This window comes from Pseudomonas sp. 06C 126 (assembly GCF_001855215.1).
GTDB lineage: Bacteria > Pseudomonadota > Gammaproteobacteria > Pseudomonadales > Pseudomonadaceae > Aquipseudomonas > Aquipseudomonas proteolytica.
This window is the reverse complement of the sequence record NZ_MIFU01000001.1, coordinates 265,898-282,266: the sequence shown is the minus strand read 5'-3', so window position 1 is coordinate 282,266 and position 16,369 is coordinate 265,898. Positions and strand designations below refer to the sequence as shown.

The window sequence follows — 16,369 nt, the reverse complement described above, 5'->3', positions numbered from 1 at the left end:
GGTGATGACTTCTGTAGGAGCCGGCTTGCCGGCGAAGATCGTCAACGATAACGCAGGGTCGCGGTGCTCTCGGGTTTTTCGCCGGCAAGCCGGCTCCTACAGTTATTTCCAGCTGTGAAGCAGTGAGGGCAGCTCGGTCAGGCTACGAATCTGCGCATCCGGCAACTTATCGCCTGTCCAGGCCTTGCCAGTCGGGTTGAACCACACCGCTCGCAACCCCGCCTGCTGCGCGCCGGCAATGTCATCACCTGGATGATCGCCGATGTGCACTGCCGCACTGGCCTCCACCCCGCCACGCTGCAACGCTTCCTGAAACAATCGCGCATCTGGCTTGGGGATCCCGATATCTTCGGCCCTCAGGGCAAAGTGGAAGTAATCCGCCAGGCCCACGCGTTGTACGTCGGCATTGCCATTGGTGATCACCCCCAGCAGGAAGTGTTGGCGCAGGGCTTGAAGCATCGGCTCGGCTTCCGGGAACACCGTGAGTTGGTGCCGCGCGTGAATGAAAGCTTCAAAACACACATCGGCCATCTCCGTGGCTTGCGGTTGTGCATAACCGGCCTCTTCAAAGGCATGCATCAGCACCCGGTGGCGCAGGATGCTGATCCGGTGCTTGAGCTCGGGATGACGCTGCAGCACCTGCTGGCGCAGGCTGGCGAAATGCTCCAGGGGCAGGTCGCCGACCTTGGGCGCATGGGTTGCCAGCCATTGGCGCATCGATGCTTCGGCGCTGATGATGACGGGGACGTTATCCCACAAGGTATCGTCCAGGTCGAAGGTGATTAGCTTGATGCTCATGAGTCGCCGCCTTTAATGCGTTTGGCCCTTGGGTGGGCGCTGTCGTACACCGTCGCCAGATGCTGGAAGTCCAGGTGGGTGTAGATCTGGGTGGTCTTGATATCCGAGTGGCCGAGCAGTTCCTGTACGGCGCGCAAGTCTTGTGACGATTCCAGCAGGTGGCTGGCAAAGGAGTGCCGCAGCATGTGCGGATGCAGGTTCTGCCCCAGTTCCCGCTCGCCGGCGGCCTTGACCCGTAACTGAATGGCCCGTGGCCCGAGGCGTCGGCCTTGTTGGCTGACAAACACCGCATCGTCCGGCGGATTGCTCAATGCCCGCAGGGGCAGCCATATCAGCAGGGCGTCGCGGGCTTTTTTGCCGATGGGCAGCACGCGGGTCTTGCTGCCTTTGCCGTGCACTTGTACCAGACCGTCGGCCAGGTCCAACTGATCGAGATTGAGGCTGGTCAGCTCCGACAGGCGCAGGCCCGAAGAGTAGAACAGCTCCAGGATCGCCTGGTCGCGGTGCGCCAGGAAGTCATCCTCGACCGCGCCATCGAGCAATTGCAGGGTGCGGTCGGCATCCAGGGTCTTGGGCAGGCGACGTTCACCCTTGGGCGGCGCCAGGCCGTTGGCCGGGTCGTGGTCGCACAGGCCTTCGCGGTTAAGGTAGTGATAGAGGCCGCGCACCGCCGACAGCAGGCGCGCCAGGCTGCGGGAGGATTGGCCTTGCTGGTGCAGGCGGGCAATCAGGCTGCGCAGACCCTGGATGTCGAGGGCCTTCCAGCTACCGATCTGTTGTTTCTCGCAGAAGGCCAGGACCTTGTTCAAGTCCCGCCGATAAGCCTCCAGCGTATGGGGCGACACCTGGCGCTCGCTGCGCAGGTGAGCGCAGTAGGCGTCCAGTTGTCGTTCCATGGCTAGCGCACCGCGCGCAGGGCGGTGGTAAAGCGCGGCAGGCTGCGGCTCAGCACTTCGGCAATGTAGGTCAAGAACAAGGTACCGACGGTGCTTTTGTAGTGCTGCGGATCACGGCTCGCGATGGCGAGGACGCCGTGCAAGCCCTGATGGCTGAGAGCGACCACGGCAGTCGAGCCGATCTGCACGCGCTGGTCTTCGCCAAACAGGAAGTCCAGCTCATGCTCGCGCAGAGTGCCGCTGATGGTCTTGCCTTCTGACAGCAGGCCACCAATGGCGGTTTGCGCCTCGCTGCCCTTGACCCAGCGCCCGACCGGCATCGGGTTGTCACTGAACAGGATCAGGCTGACAAACGGCACCTGGAAGTCCTGGCGCAAGCTGTCTTCGACGGCAATGGTCAGGTCTTCCAGGCTGCCAGCATCCAGCAGCGCCAGGATCAGGCGGCGGGTTTTGTCGAACAGGCGGTCGTTGTCACGGGCCACGTCCATCAACTGCGAAAGCCGATGGCGCATTTCGATGTTGCGCTCGCGCAGGATTTTCATCTGCCGTTCTACCAACGACACGGTGTCGCCGCGCTGGTGAGGGATGCGCAGGGCCGGGAGCAGCTCGTCGTGTTCGACGAAGAAGTCCGGGTTAGCCTCCAGGTAAGCGGCGACGGCCGCTGCCTCCAGGCTTTCGCAAGGGGATCCTTCGGGCTGCTTGGCGGGTGCCTGGGGCTTATCGGTCATTGGCGAGTCGCTCTCATAGACGGACCTGTCCTTCGTATACACGGGATGCCGGGCCGGTCATCTTCACCGGTTGGCCTGGGCCTGCCCATTCGATGGACAGGCGTCCGCCGGGCAGGTCGATCAACAGTGGCGAATCCATCCAGCCCTGGCTGATCGCGGCCACGGCGGCGGCGCAAGCACCGGTGCCGCAAGCCTGGGTTTCCCCGGCGCCGCGCTCCCAGACGCGCAATTGCGCACGGGAGCGGTCGATGACCTGCAGGAAGCCGACGTTGACCCGTGCCGGAAAGCGCGGGTGATGTTCGATCTTCGGCCCCAACTCATGCACCGGCGCATTGTTGATGTCGTTGACCCGCAGCACCGCATGGGGGTTGCCCATGGACACGGCGGCGACCTCGACCACAGTACCGTCGACCTCCAGCGGATAACTCAACGCCTGGGCATCGGCCTCGAACGGAATATCGGCCGGCACCAGGCGCGGGGCGCCCATGTCGACGCTGATCTGGCCGTCGCTGCGGATATCCAGCTCGATAATGCCGCTTTTGGTCTCGACGCGAATCTGCCGCTTGGCGGTCAGGCGCTTGTCCAGCACAAACCTGGCGAAGCAGCGCGCGCCGTTGCCGCATTGCTCCACTTCGGAACCGTCGGAGTTGAAGATCCGGTAACGGAAGTCCACTTCCGGGTTGCTCGGCGCCTCGACGATCAACAGTTGATCGAAGCCGATGCCGGTATGCCGGTCGCCCCACAGCTTGGCGTGCTTGGGCAGGATGTGCGCGTGCTGGCTGACCAGGTCAAGGACCATGAAGTCATTGCCCAGGCCGTGCATCTTGGTAAAACGCAGCAGCATGGCTTACTCCGGCAGCAGGCTTTCGCCAGCAAACAACTCGGCTACCGTCTCGCGGCGACGCACTTCAAACGCTTGATCACCGTCCACCAACACTTCGGCGGTACGCCCGCGGGTGTTGTAGTTGGAACTCATGACAAACCCATAGGCACCGGCCGAGTGCACGGCCAGCAGATCGCCTTCTGCCAGGGCCAGTTCACGGTCCTTGGCCAGGAAGTCGCCGGTTTCGCAGATCGGGCCGACGATGTCATAGGCGCGCGCTTCGCTGTTACGCGGCGTCACGGCGGTGACGTTCATCCAGGCCTGGTACAGCGCCGGGCGGATCAAGTCGTTCATCGCCGCATCGACGATGGCGAAATCCTTGTATTCGGTGTGCTTGAGGTACTCGACCTGGGTCAGCAGTACGCCCGCATTGGCTACGATGTAGCGGCCCGGCTCGAACATCAGCGTCAGGTCGCGGCCTTCGGTGCGCTCGCGTACGGCCTGGATGTAGTCGGCAATCAGCGGCGGCTCTTCATCGCGATAACGCACACCCACGCCACCACCGAGGTCGATGTGGTGCAGGTAGATGCCGCACTCGCCGAGGCGATCGATCAACGCCAGCAGGCGGTCGAGGGCATCGAGGAACGGTGGCAGGCTGGTCAGTTGCGAGCCGATATGGCAGTCCACACCCAGCACTTCCAGGTTCGGCAACTGGGCGGCACGGATGTACACGTCTTCGGCGTCGGCAATGGCGATGCCGAACTTGTTCTCTTTGAGCCCGGTGGAAATGTACGGGTGGGTGCCGGCATCCACATCCGGGTTGACGCGCAGGGAGATCGGCGCACGCACGCCCATCTCGGCGGCTACGACTTGCAGGCGCTCCAACTCGTCGGTGGATTCGATGTTGAAGCAATGCACGCCCACTTCCAGGGCGCGGCGCATGTCTTCACGGCTCTTGCCGACACCGGAGAACACGATTTTGTCAGCCTGGCCACCAGCCGCCAGGACACGCTCCAGTTCGCCACGGGACACGATGTCGAAACCAGCGCCCAGACGCGCCAGGACATTGAGTACACCCAGGTTGGAGTTGGCCTTTACCGCGTAGCACACCAGGTGCGGTACGCCATCGAGGGCGTCGGTGAAGGAGCGGTATTGCGCTTCGATGTGGGCACGGGAGTAGACATAGGTCGGGGTGCCGAAGCGTTCGGCAATCGCGGACAGCGCCACGCCCTCCGCGAACAGCTCGCCGTCCCGGTAGTTAAAAGCGTCCATGATGTTCCCTTAGTTGTTGTCGTGCTTGTGCGCTTTGGATTGCGACGTTTGCGCCTGTTCATTGGGGTCTTTGCTGTCATCAGGCAGGTACAACGGGCCTTTTTGACCACAGGCACTGACGAGGCAAGCGACCGCGACGAGCGCAGCAAGGGAAGAGATCAGGCGCTTCATGGCTAAATCCTTGAATATGCATTAATTGCGCCCGAGTATACCGACCACCCGGCAGCTTGCCTATGCGCCGGGACACCCGTCCGGCGGGGCTTTGCCGTGTATGTCGTGAAGTGACCTACATCACTCTGAGATATTTCACGCGGCGTACGGGAATGAAATCGGTATCCTTTGCAATCATGATGGCGCCTCCGTATCGTGCGGCGCTTGAGCGTGAGTAGACACTTTTTGAGGTTCCCACCATGAGTTTGACCGAAGCCCGTTTTCACGACCTGGTCGATGCGACCCAGCAAGCGCTGGAGGATATTTTCGACGAGAGTGGCCTGGACGTGGATCTGGAAAATTCTGCAGGCGTGTTGACCGTCAAGTTCGAGAACGGCAGCCAATTGATCTTCAGCCGCCAAGAGCCGCTGCGTCAGTTGTGGTTGGCGGCGCGCTCCGGAGGTTTTCACTTCGACTATGACGAAGAAGAAAACCGCTGGTCGAACGACACCAGCGACGAGCTGTTGAGTGAAATGCTTGCACGCATCACCCTGGAACAAGCCGGCGTCGAGCTGGATTTCGACGAGATCTGATCGTGACCCAGCCTGCTTCCGCCCGCCCGCCCAAGCCGCTGTTCAGCAATGTCAGCCCGGCTGTGCCGTCACCTTGTATCAGTTTGTGTCGGCTGGATGAGCAAAAAGTCTGCCTTGGCTGTTTCCGGCACGTGGAAGACATCCGGGAATGGCGCTCCGCCGACGATCAGCGGCGCCGCGTGATCGTCGCCCAGGCCGAGCAACGCAAGGCTGGCGCCTGACCTTCAGGCCGGCCCATCTTGTTTATTTGTTGTGCTGTGGTAGTGTCCGGGTACACCTCAACTCATCGAGGTCCGTGAGAACCCCGCCGTTTACTGGCGGGGTTTTGCTTTTTTGTGCAGAAAAAAAGGAGTCTGCCGCAATCATGACTGCACCTTCCATCATCCTCACCCGTCTCGATGTGCAACGTCTTGAGCAATTGATCGACCGTCTGGGCGACGAATTTCCTGGCGTCGAGGCGTTGCAAGCCGAACTTGACCGTGCCGAAGACTTGGTTGGCCACGATGAAGTGCCTGCCGGTGTCGTGACCATGAACTCCAGTGTCCATTGCCGCGAGCAGAGCAGCGGCAAGGACTATCACCTGACCCTGGTCTACCCCAAGGACGCGAATGCCGACGAGGGCAAGATTTCGATCCTGGCTCCTGTGGGCAGTGCGTTGCTGGGCCTGCAAGTCGGCCAGCACATCGATTGGCCGGCTCCGGGCGGCAAGACCCTCAAGCTTGAGTTGCTGAGTGTCGAAGGCCAGCCTAAAGACGGCGGCGCCTTCACGCTCTAAATCTGGTTCAACGCCTGGTTGAGCGCCTGCTCCAACTCGGCCTTGTAGCGCAGGTACAGATTGCTTGGGCTTTGAACATCACCGAGTAGCCCGGACAGGTCCAGGTCGGTGATGTAGCAACGATAGCGCTCGGTTTCCCGACGCTGCCCGACGATCTCCTGGGCGACCACTGCAAACAGTTGGTCGCCAAATTCCAGTTCGGAAAACTCCCGCTGATTGCAATACAGGGTAATCCCCACCTGGCCTGGCGAACCCTTGCCGATAATCGCCTGCACGTCATAGAACGGTTTGTTGGCCGGAGTCTGTGGCGCAGGCCGTGGCTCTACTCGACGGGCGCGGCCGCCTGCCGATGACAATAGTTGGTAATACAGCACCTGCAAGGCCCCTGATGGCTGCTGCGGGTCCAGCGGTGACAGCGCGTCGCGGCGATAGATGATCGATTGCAGGAAGCGTTGCAAAGGCGCCAACAAGCTCTGTTCATCATGAAACGGCAGGCGCTGCTGCCAAAGGGCATTGAACTCGTCGAGTACGTACAGCTCGGCAAAGCCCTCGTTGATGCGGTAGAACACCTGCACACATTCCGGCAGGCCCATGGGCAACAACGCTGCCAGGTCGTGGTCTTCCAGGGCCATGGCATCCAGGTGCAGCGGGCTGTAGCTGGCCAATTCTTCGCTGAGATAGTCCACCAGCGCCTGCTGGCTGGGCAGCGACACATGATTGGCTTGCCCCGGCGCCAGCTCCATGACGTGATAGTGCTGTTGTACCTGGATCAGGTAGCGGTGGTTGAGCTGGCTCAGTTGCAGGTTCTGCGCGGTGTCGAAAATCTCTTCTACACGTTGCGCGATGAATTGCGCACGGTTGTGGCAAAAACACCGGACCCGCAGCCGTGGCAGTTGGTTGCGCGGCAGTTGGTTGAGGTAGTCGCGCAGGCAGTCGAGCAGGGCATGGGGGCCGTCGTAGCGGCTGACCATCACCTCGTTCCAGCTGTTGAGCGTCACCTGGTCCAGGGTCAGGACCAGGTTTTCCCGCACGCCGGCATAACTCAAGGAGTCGGTACGCTCGGTGGTCATCAGGATATTCAGGTCGCGATGGTGCTTGAGCGGGTCGACCCCAACGTTGATCAGCAATAGCACTTCATCGGGTATCGCCGTGCGCAGCAAATGCTCCTCATCCACCGTGGCCAACGGCAGGGCGATGGTCTGCTGCAGGCTGCCCAGCAGGTTGAACAGCTCGAATTCGCTCAAGTCACTGCTGCCCGGGTGCAGGGCCAGGCGGGTGCTGCTGTCGATCACGCCGTTGCGATGGCACCAGGTGAGCATCTCCAGCAGGTCACGGCTGCGTTTGATCGGTGCAAAGTGCTCCCATTCCAGGGCGGTCAGGCTGCCGTTGTACAAACCCCAGTGAAACTGACCCGGCTCCTTGCGGTTGGGCGAATGCACCAGGGTCAGCGTGTCTTCGGCCAGGTCCGGGGCAATCCCGGGGTTGATGAATTCGACTTTGCCGGCCTTGCGTTCAAATGCCGCGTACAGGCGCCGGCCCAGTACATTGAGGTCACGCTTGTTGATCAGGCTCACGGTCTGTTCGGTGCGTGCGAATTGGGTCAGGAAGCGATAACTGTAATTGAGTTCATTGACCAGGGCCCGGCGCTCGGATGCTACCTGGCGCACTTTCCACTGGCTGCGGCTATCAAGCAGGGCCAGTTGCCGCTGGTCCCAGCCCCATTCATTGGCCAGGCGTTCCAGCAGTGCGCGCTGCCAACCGATGGTGCGCTGGCCGGTGGTGAGCTTGCGGTTGACCTTCAGGTACAGGCTGCGCCGCACCAGTTCCAGTCGCTCGGGCTCGTTGCGCCCGCGCAGATATTCTTCGATGCGGCGGTAGACCACGACATAGGGGTCCAGCTCATCCAGATCCAGCTGGTTGGCGAACACCGCGCGTTTGAAGCGCAGGCTCAGGCACTGCACCTTGGGGTGTTCGCTGGCATACACCTCGGTGAGCAACAGCTTGAGTACGGACTTGTACGGGGACTCGATACCCTTGAATAACTGCCACAGGCCGGCGCCGATAAATTCTCCCGGCGGGATATGGGCCAAGTGCCCGAGGTCGAGGGTTTCGTCGGCGCGGATAAAGCGTTTGGAAATCAGCGTGTGGGTAAATTCGGCGTACCGAGCCTCTTCGTAGACCGGCACCAGCCACCAGATCGGCGTGCGCCCGGCCAGCCAGATGGCGGTGCGGTAGAACTCGTCGAGCAACAGATAGTGCTGGCTGGTGCCACAGTCATCCGAACTGAGCTGGGTATCGCGGCCACCTTGTGCAAAGCGGTTCGGCTCGACCAGGAAAAAATGCGCTTCGGCGCCCATGCTTACGGCCCAGGCCTCCAGCAGTTGGCATTTTTTGCGCAACTCACCCAGCTCGGCCTCGTTCAGGTCGTCGGCGTGGCATACCCAGACGTCCATATCGCTTTGGTCGGCCTGGGCCAGCGTGCCGAGGCTACCCATCAGGAACAGGCCGTGGATCGGGGTAGGCGGGTTGCCGTGGCGTGGTTTGTAGGAAAACGAGCGGGTCAGGCGCTGGGCTTCGGCCAGGACCTGGGCCTCGGGTTCAAAATTCGCCAGCCCGGCCGGGGTGCTGCCCGAGACATAGCCCGGCAGCAGCGGGTGATTGACGTGGAAAAACAGCGGCAGCAGCGCCAACACGCTTTGCTGGCGTGGCGTCAGGCCTTCGACGGCCCGGGCCATGCGGCCGGCATTGAGGGTCAGGAAGCGCGAGCGCAGTTGGGCCAGTACCTTGCGGTCAATGCCTTCATCCAAGTCAGGGCGGATTTCATGGGTACTGGTCATGTCGAACTCAGCGGCTCGCAGGGCCCGGCGTGGGCAGCCGTGTAGGAGTTTACAGACAGAATCGTAGGAGGTTTAAGGGGAATTTGTTTTTGACGTCAGAATTTTATCGCACACACAGGAATGCCCGCGGAATCCGTGAACAGAGGATCCCGAGGGCGATACGGAGTGTCAGGCAGCTTCTTTGGTGGTCGCGGTGGTCAGAATCGTCAGCAACGTTTGCGCTTGCTCTGCAGCATCCCGGCCCAGGCTGGTCAGGTAGCCGCCATCTGGCTGATCGATCAGTTTTTTGTCGAACAGGCGCTTTGCAGCAGCAATGGCAGTGGGAGCAGCAGTCTGATGGACTTTCAGACCTTCATGGGTGCTATCCAGGGGGAAAAGTACAAGGATTTCCAGTTCGGCAACCAACTCAGGGGTATACGACATAAGGACTCCAGACGTTCTAGGAATTGTCAGACGCTAGCAGAGCCTAAGGTGAACGCACTTGAGCGAACTGTCCAGTGCGATATGGGCGCAGGGGAGGCAAGCCGCACTCCTGTAGGAGCCGGCTTGCCGGCGATGGCGGTTCCAGGGACCTACTGTTTTTCCGGCGGCAGCTCAGGCAGTGCGCGCAGCGCCGTTTCATACCAATCGGTATCGAACGGGCGGTCTGTTTCCAGCATCGCGTCGATTTCCACGGCCAGCACGTGGGCCATCAGGTTCAGGATGTCTTCACGCTCGTAACCGACCAGGGTCAGCTTGTTGAACGTAGCCTTGGCTGCCGGCGGGTTGTCGCTTTCGATCTGGTTTTCGATCGCCTGGGTCAAGGTGGACTCGGCGAACTCTTCTTCGTCGTTATCGATATCGGTTGGCTCGCTCATGGCAGCCTCCTGTCAGGAAAGGGCGCCAGTCTACCCCCATTCAGCCAGGTGATGCTGCTGGTCAGGCCGTGCGTCACGATCTATAACCTACCCAGCCAACCCCTGCACGGCCTGGAGGCTTTGTGATGCTCAAGCTCTACGGATTTTCGGTCAGTAACTACTACAACATGGTCAAGCTGGCGCTCCTGGAAAAGGGCCTGCCCTTTGAAGAAGTGCCGTTTTATGCCGGGCAAACCGCTGAAGCCCTGGCGGTGAGCCCGCGCGGCAAGGTGCCGGTGCTGAAGGTCGAGAAAGGCTTCATCAACGAAACCAGCGTGATTCTCGAATACCTCGAACAGACACAGTCGGGCCCGGCCCTGCTGCCAGGCGATGCATTCCAGCGCGCCCAGGTGTTGGCGTTGTGCCGGGAAATCGAGCTGTACATCGAACTGCCAGCCCGCGCGTGTTACGCCGAGGCGTTCTTTGGCATGTCGGTGCCAGAGGCGATCAAGGACAAGTCCAGGGCCGAGTTGCTGTTGGGAATTGCGGCGTTGGGGCGACACGGCAAGTTTGCGCCGTATGTCGCGGGGGAGAGTTTTACGCTGGCCGACTTGTACTTCCTGTACAGCGTGGACTTGGCGTGTGCCGTCGGTGGGAAGCTGTTTGGCCTGGATTTGCTGGCTGAGCTTCCGAAGGCCAAGGCCTTGCTGAAGAGGCTGCAAGACATGCCCAACGCCCAGCGAGTGGCGGCGGACAAGGAGGCGGCGATGCCAGCCTTCATGGCGATGATTGCGGCGAAGAAGTAGTAAATGGGGGGGCGGGCTTGTGTGGGAGCTGGGCTTGCCCGCGATGCAGGCACCTCGGTGTGTCAGTGACACTAAGGTGATGCTATCGCAGGCAAGCCAGCTCCCACACAAGCGTGCTTCCACAGTTGACCGAGTTGAATTGAAGGCCCCGGTCAAAGGTGGCAGCTAGCTTGCCTGCGATACTTTCAGCGGCTGGCGAGCAGCGCCTGGCCGCGTGCGACTGCCGCCTTGACCTGGGCCGGTGCGGTGCCGCCGATGTGGTTACGGGCATTGACCGACCCTTCCAGGGTCAGCACCGCAAACACATCCTGTTCGATCTGGTCACTGAACTGGCGCAGTTCTTCCAGGCTCATTTCCGCCAGGTCCTTGCCGGTATCCACGCCGTATTTCACCGCATGCCCGACGATTTCATGGCAGTCACGGAACGGCAGGCCACGGCGCACCAGGTAGTCCGCAAGGTCAGTGGCGGTGGAGAAACCGCGCAGGGCCGCTTCACGCATGATCGCGTGCTTGGGCTTGATCGCCGGGATCATGTCGGCAAATGCGCGCAGCGAGTCGCGCAGGGTGTCGGCGGCGTCGAACAACGGTTCCTTGTCTTCCTGGTTGTCCTTGTTGTAGGCCAGGGGCTGGCCTTTCATCAGGGTCAGCAGGCCCATCAGCGCACCGAATACACGGCCACTTTTACCGCGCACCAGTTCCGGCACGTCGGGGTTTTTCTTTTGCGGCATGATCGAACTGCCGGTGCAGAAGCGATCCGGCAGGTCGATGAACTGGAACTGCGCGCTGGTCCACAACACCAGTTCTTCGGAGAAGCGCGACAGGTGCATCATCGCAATGCTGGCCGCTGCACAGAATTCGATGGCGAAGTCACGATCCGACACGCCGTCCAGGGAGTTGCCGCCCACGGCGTCAAAGTCCAGCAGTTGCGCAGTGTATTCGCGGTCGATCGGGTAGGTGGTGCCGGCCAGCGCAGCGCTGCCCAGGGGCATGCGGTTGGCGCGCTTGCGGCAGTCGACCAGGCGTTCGTAGTCGCGGCTGAGCATTTCGAACCAGGCCAACAGATGGTGGCCGAAGGTCACGGGCTGCGCGGTCTGCAGGTGGGTGAAGCCGGGCATGATGGTGTCCGATTCACGCTCGGCCTGCTCCAGCAAGCCTTTTTGCAGGCGGGTGATTTCGCCCAGGATCAGGTCGATTTCATCACGCAGCCACAGGCGGATATCGGTAGCGACCTGGTCGTTGCGGCTACGCCCGGTGTGCAGTTTCTTGCCGGTCACGCCGATGCGGTCGGTCAGGCGCGCCTCGATATTCATGTGCACATCTTCAAGGTCCACGCGCCAGTCGAAGGTGCCGGCCTCGATTTCGCCACGGATGGTGGTCAGGCCATCGATGATGCTGTCGCGCTCGGCATCGGTCAGCACGCCGACCTTGGCCAGCATGGTGGCGTGGGCGATCGAGCCCATGATGTCGTGGCGATAGAGGCGCTGGTCGAAATTGACGGAGGCGGTGAAGCGCGCGACGAAGGCGTCGACGGGCTCACTGAAGCGGCCGCCCCAGGACTGATTGGTCTTGTCGGTGCTCATGGATTCGCTCGTGATCTGCTTAAAAGAGGCATGAAAGTGTGCCGCCGATAATAACAGGGTTGCCCGTGGAGGCGTTGATACGCCGCGTCGGCATTTTTATTTGTTTGATGGATGGCAAAGTGCCTTGCCGTTGGCCGCGTCCGGGATGAGACTGGAGGTGGGAGTGAAAGCGGGGGTTTCACCCGACCGGATCCTGAGGTAAACAAAGGATGTTTATTGAAACGATATTTGACGATTGAGCAATGTCGTCTTCGTGAGCGTCTACAGTTGCACTGACAGGGGTGCAGTGCACCAATGCCAGGCGATGAGGTCGAACTCCAGGCTAACCTTAAAGTAGAGGGGGTGTTCATATTGAGTATCAGCAAACCCTATGACGATGCCCTGCGGTATCGGGTTTTGGGCGGTATTGAACAGGTCCGGGTAAATATTGGTGTCGCTCTCGGGGCACTTTTTGCCGCTCACGCTAGTCTTAGCGTGGATCGCCGTGACGGAAGTCACCGCACCTGTCTACGCTATCCTTGTGCGAGACTCACGCAGGAATCCAGCGCAATATGAATGTCCTGATCGTTGATGACGAACCCCAAGCCCGCGAGCGACTGAGCCGTATGGTCAGTGAGCTCGAGGGATACACTGCCCTTGAACCGAGCGCGTCCAGTGGCGACGAGGCATTGGCCTTGATCGAAAGCCTCAAGCCGGACGTGGTGCTCCTTGATATCCGTATGCCTGGCCTTGATGGGTTGCAGGTCGCCGCCCGCTTGAGCGAGCGCGAGTCGCCGCCGGCGCTGGTGTTATGCGCGACCGACGAGGAGTTCTCCTCCGAGACCCTGGAGGCAAGCGGCGTCAGCTTCCTGGCCAAGCCGGTATCTGCCGAAGCGCTGCTCAAGGCGTTGAAGAAGGCCGAGCGGCCCAATCGCGTGCAGCTTGCTGCCCTGACCCAGCCTGCGGCGCAAAGTGGCAATGGCCCCCGCAGCCATATCAGCGCGAGGACCCGCAAGGGGATCGAGCTGATTCCCGTGGACCAGGTGATTTATTTCATTGCCGATCACAAGTACGTGACCTTGCGCCACGAGCACGGTGAAGTGCTGCTCGATGAGCCGCTCAAGGCCCTGGAAGACGAATTTGGCGAGCGCTTCGTGCGTATCCACCGCAACGCGCTGGTGGCTCGCGAGCGTATCGAACGCCTGCAACGCACGCCCCTGGGGCATTTTCAGTTGTTCCTCAAAGGGCTCAACGGCGACGCGTTGATCGTCAGCCGGCGCCATGTCGCAGGCGTACGCAAGATGATGCAGCAGCTTTAGCCCGAGGGCTGTAGCGACCTGCATGCCCCGAATCCCGGTGCGCAGCGGCCAGGGAGGCCCCGCACTTGCTGATTCAAATCAAGGCGGTTCTGCCTGAGCTGTTATTATCTGCCGTATCTATTCAGTACGGATTGATCCATGTCCTCTCGCGAAATCCGCATCGCCACCCGTAAAAGCGCCCTGGCCTTGTGGCAGGCCGAATACGTCAAAGCCCGCCTTGAGCAAGCCCATCCGGGGCTCACGGTGTCCCTGGTGCCCATGGTCAGTCGTGGCGACAAGCTGCTCGACTCGCCGCTGTCGAAAATCGGTGGCAAGGGCTTGTTCGTCAAGGAGCTGGAAACCGCTCTGCTGGAGAATGAAGCCGACATCGCCGTGCACTCGATGAAAGACGTGCCGATGGACTTTCCCCAAGGTCTGGGCCTGTATTGCATCTGCGAGCGTGAAGACCCGCGCGATGCCTTCGTGTCCAATACCTACGCCTCCCTTGATGAACTGCCGCAGGGCAGCATCGTCGGCACCTCCAGCCTGCGTCGCCAGGCCCAGTTGCTGACCCGTCGCCCGGACTTGCAGATCCGCTTCCTGCGGGGCAACGTCAATACCCGCCTGGCCAAGCTGGATGCCGGCGAGTACGACGCGATTATCCTGGCGGCCGCTGGCCTGATTCGCCTGGGCTTTGAAGAGCGCATCACCTCTGCCATCAGCGTCGAAGACAGCCTGCCGGCTGGAGGCCAGGGTGCCGTCGGTATCGAATGCCGCACCGCAGACCTGGAAATCCAGGCGCTGCTCAAGCCCCTCGATCACCAGCCAACCGAAGTGCGGGTCACCGCCGAGCGTGCCCTGAACAAGCACCTCAACGGTGGCTGCCAGGTGCCGATTGCCTGCTACGCAGTACTTGAGGGTGACAACCTCTGGCTGCGCGGCCTGGTGGGTGATCCCGACGGCGGTTTGCTGCTCACGGCTGAAACCCGCGGGCCACAAACCGAGGCTGCGAGCCTGGGCGTGCAGGTTGCCGAAGAACTCCTGGCAAAAGGCGCCGGCGCCATTCTGCAAAAAGTCTATGGCGAGGCCGGTCCGCAGTGACCGGTTGGCGTGTGCTGCTGACGCGGCCTGCCGAGGAATCGGCAGCCCTGGCGGCCTCGTTGTCCGAAGCCGGTATCTTCAGCAGCAGCCTGGCGTTGCTGGAAACCCAACCATTGCCCATCACCGCCGAGCACCAGGCGGTTTTTCAGCGCCTGAACTGCTATTGCGCGGTGATCGTGGTGAGCAAGCCGGCCGCGCGCCGGGCGCTGCAGTTGCTCGCTCAGTTCGCCCCAGCGGTGCCGACCCTGCCGTGGTTCAGCGTCGGCGCGGCAACGGCCCGGGTTCTGGCTGACCATGGCCTGGATGTGAGCTACCCCGAGGTTGGGGACGACAGCGAGGCCTTGCTTGAATTGCCCAGGTTGCGCGAGGCTGTCGCTGTTGACGGTGCGCGCGTATTGATCCTACGTGGGCAGGGGGGGCGAGAGTTGCTGGCTGAGCGTTTACGCGGCCAAGGTGCTAGTGTCGATTATCTGGAGTTGTATCGTCGGTTTTTGCCGACCTACGACCCGGATGTGCTCACCCAGCGCATTGATGTGGAACGCTTGAACGGCCTGGTGGTCAGCAGTGGGCAGGGTTTTTTGCATCTGCATGGCCTCGCCGGTGCCGATTGGCCACGCGTGGCACAGTTGCCGTTGTTCGTGCCCAGCCCACGAGTTGCCGAAATGGCCCGGGCTGCGGGCGCGAAAAAAGTTGTGGATTGCCGCGGTGCCAGTGCCGCGGCTTTGCTAGTGGCGTTACGGAGCCAGCCCGTTCCCACTCTCTAATAACGCAAAGGATGGACACGTGAGCGAAACAGCCTTGCCTAAAGATGAAGCTCAGCCCGCGCTTGATGCGCCTGTTGAGACCCCGGTCACTACGCCTCGCCGTGGCAACGGCCTGGCGGTCTTTGCTTTGCTGCTTGGCGCCGCGGGTGTTGCGGCAGGCGGTTGGGGGCTCTGGCAGGTCCGGGCCCTGCAAACGAGCAGCCAGCAACAGTTGGTGCAGGTGCGCACCCTGGATGAACAATCCCAGGGCATCCAGCAGGCGCAGCAGCAATTGGCCGCACGCCTGGCGCAATTGCCGGGTGCTGATGAACTGGAAGAACGCCGGCGCCTGGTGGCGCAATTGCAGGGCGACCAGCAGCGACTGAACCAGCGTCTGGAAACCGTCCTGGGGGCCAGCCGCAAGGACTGGCGCCTGGCCGAGGCCGAGCATCTGCTGCGCCTGGCCAGCCTGCGCTTGTCAGCGTTGCAGGACATCAACAGTGCCCAGGCGCTGGTGCAGGGCGCCGATGAGATCCTGCGTGAGCAGAGCGATCCGGGTTCCTACGCCGCCCGCGAGCAGTTGGCCAAGAGCCTGGCGGCCTTGCGCAGCGTTGAGCAGCCCGACCGCACCGGGTTGTACCTGCAGTTGGCGGCGCTGCGTGACCAGGTGGTGCAACTGGCCGCCGTGTCCCCGGAATATCAGTTGCAAGAGAGCCCCCAGGGCCGTCCGAGCACCGACACTGACAGTCGCTGGAGCCAATGGTGGGAGCAGATCTCCCGCTACTTCCGTATCGATTTCAACCCCGATGACAACATCCGCCCATTGCTGGCAGGCCAAGGCCTGAACCAGGTGCGCCTGGCCCTGAGCCTGGCGCTGGAGCAGGCGCAATGGGCCGCACTCAATGGCGAACCGGCGGTGTACGCTCGGGCGCTGGGCGAGGCGCGCAGCGTATTGCAGGGCAACTTCAACCAGGACAACCCGCAAAGCCAGGCCATGCTGGCGCGTATTGCCGAGCTTGAGCCCAAGGCCGTGTCGGTAGTGACCCCGGACCTCGCCGCGAGTTTGTCTGCGGTGCAGGCTTACCTTGAACGCCGCCATCTGTCTGCCGACGAAGCCAAGGCTTCCGCCGGTAAGCCGGCGACCCAGGAGTAAA

18 protein-coding genes are annotated in these 16,369 nt (G+C 61.6%); 8 read left to right on the top strand and 10 right to left on the bottom strand.

Going from position 1 to position 16,369, the window contains the following annotated elements:
- Positions 1-102: 102 nt before the first annotated feature.
- From BHC62_RS01355 to BHC62_RS27190, 6 genes are read right to left on the bottom strand one after another with little or no spacing between them, the layout of a single operon-like run.
- The gene (locus BHC62_RS01355; protein ID WP_029289653.1) at positions 103-798 is read right to left on the bottom strand and encodes an HAD family hydrolase; all 696 of its coding nucleotides are present in this window, start codon (positions 796-798) and stop codon (positions 103-105) included.
- On the bottom strand, positions 795-1,694 hold the full coding sequence (gene xerC / locus BHC62_RS01350; protein ID WP_070994041.1) for a tyrosine recombinase XerC: 900 nt from the start codon (positions 1,692-1,694) through the stop codon (positions 795-797). The genes BHC62_RS01355 and xerC overlap by 4 nt, the downstream gene beginning before the upstream one ends.
- 2 nt (positions 1,695-1,696) lie before the next feature.
- Positions 1,697-2,422, bottom strand: coding sequence for a DUF484 family protein (locus BHC62_RS01345; RefSeq protein ID WP_029289648.1), 726 nt, complete (start codon positions 2,420-2,422; stop codon positions 1,697-1,699).
- Positions 2,423-2,435: 13 nt separating this feature from the next.
- Complete coding sequence (gene dapF / locus BHC62_RS01340; protein ID WP_029289646.1) at positions 2,436-3,266, bottom strand: diaminopimelate epimerase; 831 nt, start codon at positions 3,264-3,266, stop codon at positions 2,436-2,438.
- A 3-nt stretch (positions 3,267-3,269) separates the two neighbouring features.
- Positions 3,270-4,517 carry a diaminopimelate decarboxylase gene (gene lysA / locus BHC62_RS01335; protein WP_070994040.1) on the bottom strand — a complete coding sequence of 416 codons (1,248 nt, stop codon included), beginning with the start codon at positions 4,515-4,517 and terminating at the stop codon, positions 3,270-3,272.
- A 9-nt stretch (positions 4,518-4,526) separates the two neighbouring features.
- Positions 4,527-4,688 carry a lipoprotein gene (locus tag BHC62_RS27190; protein ID WP_071609987.1) on the bottom strand — a complete coding sequence of 54 codons (162 nt, stop codon included), beginning with the start codon at positions 4,686-4,688 and terminating at the stop codon, positions 4,527-4,529.
- A gap of 239 nt (positions 4,689-4,927) precedes the next feature.
- Here BHC62_RS27190 and cyaY point away from each other — a divergent pair, with 239 nt between their 5' ends.
- The 3 genes from cyaY (at position 4,928) to rnk (ending at position 6,035) form a co-directional block, all read left to right on the top strand.
- Complete coding sequence (gene cyaY / locus BHC62_RS01330) at positions 4,928-5,260, top strand: iron donor protein CyaY (protein WP_029289642.1); 333 nt, start codon at positions 4,928-4,930, stop codon at positions 5,258-5,260.
- 2 nt (positions 5,261-5,262) lie between these two features.
- A complete protein-coding gene (locus BHC62_RS01325; RefSeq protein ID WP_029289640.1) occupies positions 5,263-5,481 on the top strand; it encodes a DUF1289 domain-containing protein in 219 nt (72 codons plus the stop codon).
- Between the two features lie 143 nt (positions 5,482-5,624).
- Positions 5,625-6,035 (top strand): nucleoside diphosphate kinase regulator, encoded by a 411-nt coding sequence (rnk, locus tag BHC62_RS01320; protein WP_029289638.1) that lies wholly within the window; start codon positions 5,625-5,627, stop codon positions 6,033-6,035.
- Here the strand turns inward: rnk and BHC62_RS01315 are convergent.
- The 3 genes from BHC62_RS01315 to BHC62_RS01305 all read right to left on the bottom strand — a co-directional run bounded on the left by BHC62_RS01315 (position 6,032) and on the right by BHC62_RS01305 (position 9,729).
- Entirely contained in the window at positions 6,032-8,872 is a 2,841-nt protein-coding gene (locus BHC62_RS01315) for a class I adenylate cyclase (RefSeq protein ID WP_070994039.1), read from the bottom strand. The genes rnk and BHC62_RS01315 overlap by 4 nt on opposite strands.
- A 168-nt stretch (positions 8,873-9,040) precedes the next feature.
- Positions 9,041-9,295, bottom strand: a complete 255-nt coding sequence (locus BHC62_RS01310; RefSeq protein WP_029289634.1) for a TIGR02647 family protein — start codon at positions 9,293-9,295, stop codon at positions 9,041-9,043.
- Between the two features lie 149 nt (positions 9,296-9,444).
- Positions 9,445-9,729 carry a hypothetical protein gene (locus BHC62_RS01305; RefSeq protein WP_029289632.1) on the bottom strand — a complete coding sequence of 95 codons (285 nt, stop codon included), beginning with the start codon at positions 9,727-9,729 and terminating at the stop codon, positions 9,445-9,447.
- 125 nt (positions 9,730-9,854) lie between these two features.
- Here BHC62_RS01305 and BHC62_RS01300 point away from each other — a divergent pair, with 125 nt between their 5' ends.
- Positions 9,855-10,514: a glutathione S-transferase family protein gene (locus tag BHC62_RS01300; RefSeq protein ID WP_070994038.1), complete on the top strand. Its 660-nt coding sequence runs from the start codon at positions 9,855-9,857 to the stop codon at positions 10,512-10,514.
- Between the two features lie 185 nt (positions 10,515-10,699).
- Here the strand turns inward: BHC62_RS01300 and argH are convergent, their stop codons facing one another.
- Positions 10,700-12,094: an argininosuccinate lyase gene (gene argH, locus BHC62_RS01295; RefSeq protein ID WP_070994037.1), complete on the bottom strand. Its 1,395-nt coding sequence runs from the start codon at positions 12,092-12,094 to the stop codon at positions 10,700-10,702.
- Between the two features lie 551 nt (positions 12,095-12,645).
- On the opposite strand from argH, the gene BHC62_RS01285 reads away from it, so the two are divergent.
- From BHC62_RS01285 to BHC62_RS01270, 4 genes are all read left to right on the top strand, one after another.
- Positions 12,646-13,392, top strand: a complete 747-nt coding sequence (locus BHC62_RS01285; RefSeq protein ID WP_029289624.1) for a LytTR family DNA-binding domain-containing protein — start codon at positions 12,646-12,648, stop codon at positions 13,390-13,392.
- 138 nt (positions 13,393-13,530) lie between these two features.
- Positions 13,531-14,472: a hydroxymethylbilane synthase gene (hemC, locus tag BHC62_RS01280; RefSeq protein ID WP_029289622.1), complete on the top strand. Its 942-nt coding sequence runs from the start codon at positions 13,531-13,533 to the stop codon at positions 14,470-14,472.
- Complete coding sequence (locus BHC62_RS01275; RefSeq protein WP_070994036.1) at positions 14,469-15,236, top strand: uroporphyrinogen-III synthase; 768 nt, start codon at positions 14,469-14,471, stop codon at positions 15,234-15,236. The genes hemC and BHC62_RS01275 overlap by 4 nt, the downstream gene beginning before the upstream one ends.
- Positions 15,237-15,255: 19 nt before the next feature.
- Positions 15,256-16,368, top strand: coding sequence for a uroporphyrinogen-III C-methyltransferase (locus BHC62_RS01270; RefSeq protein WP_070994035.1), 1,113 nt, complete (start codon positions 15,256-15,258; stop codon positions 16,366-16,368).
- Position 16,369: the final 1 nt, after the last annotated feature.

Coding starts and splice junctions, on each gene's coding strand:
- BHC62_RS01355 (WP_029289653.1), bottom strand. CDS start 798: ATGAGCATCAAGCTAATCACCTTCGACCTGGACGATACCTTGTGGGAT.
- BHC62_RS01300 (WP_070994038.1), top strand. CDS start 9,855: ATGCTCAAGCTCTACGGATTTTCGGTCAGTAACTACTACAACATGGTC.
- BHC62_RS01310 (WP_029289634.1), bottom strand. CDS start 9,295: ATGTCGTATACCCCTGAGTTGGTTGCCGAACTGGAAATCCTTGTACTT.
- cyaY (WP_029289642.1), top strand. CDS start 4,928: ATGAGTTTGACCGAAGCCCGTTTTCACGACCTGGTCGATGCGACCCAG.
- hemC (WP_029289622.1), top strand. CDS start 13,531: ATGTCCTCTCGCGAAATCCGCATCGCCACCCGTAAAAGCGCCCTGGCC.
- BHC62_RS01345 (WP_029289648.1), bottom strand. CDS start 2,422: ATGACCGATAAGCCCCAGGCACCCGCCAAGCAGCCCGAAGGATCCCCT.
- BHC62_RS01305 (WP_029289632.1), bottom strand. CDS start 9,729: ATGAGCGAGCCAACCGATATCGATAACGACGAAGAAGAGTTCGCCGAG.
- BHC62_RS01315 (WP_070994039.1), bottom strand. CDS start 8,872: ATGACCAGTACCCATGAAATCCGCCCTGACTTGGATGAAGGCATTGAC.
- lysA (WP_070994040.1), bottom strand. CDS start 4,517: ATGGACGCTTTTAACTACCGGGACGGCGAGCTGTTCGCGGAGGGCGTG.
- argH (WP_070994037.1), bottom strand. CDS start 12,094: ATGAGCACCGACAAGACCAATCAGTCCTGGGGCGGCCGCTTCAGTGAG.
- dapF (WP_029289646.1), bottom strand. CDS start 3,266: ATGCTGCTGCGTTTTACCAAGATGCACGGCCTGGGCAATGACTTCATG.
- xerC (WP_070994041.1), bottom strand. CDS start 1,694: ATGGAACGACAACTGGACGCCTACTGCGCTCACCTGCGCAGCGAGCGC.
- rnk (WP_029289638.1), top strand. CDS start 5,625: ATGACTGCACCTTCCATCATCCTCACCCGTCTCGATGTGCAACGTCTT.
- BHC62_RS01285 (WP_029289624.1), top strand. CDS start 12,646: ATGAATGTCCTGATCGTTGATGACGAACCCCAAGCCCGCGAGCGACTG.
- BHC62_RS27190 (WP_071609987.1), bottom strand. CDS start 4,688: ATGAAGCGCCTGATCTCTTCCCTTGCTGCGCTCGTCGCGGTCGCTTGC.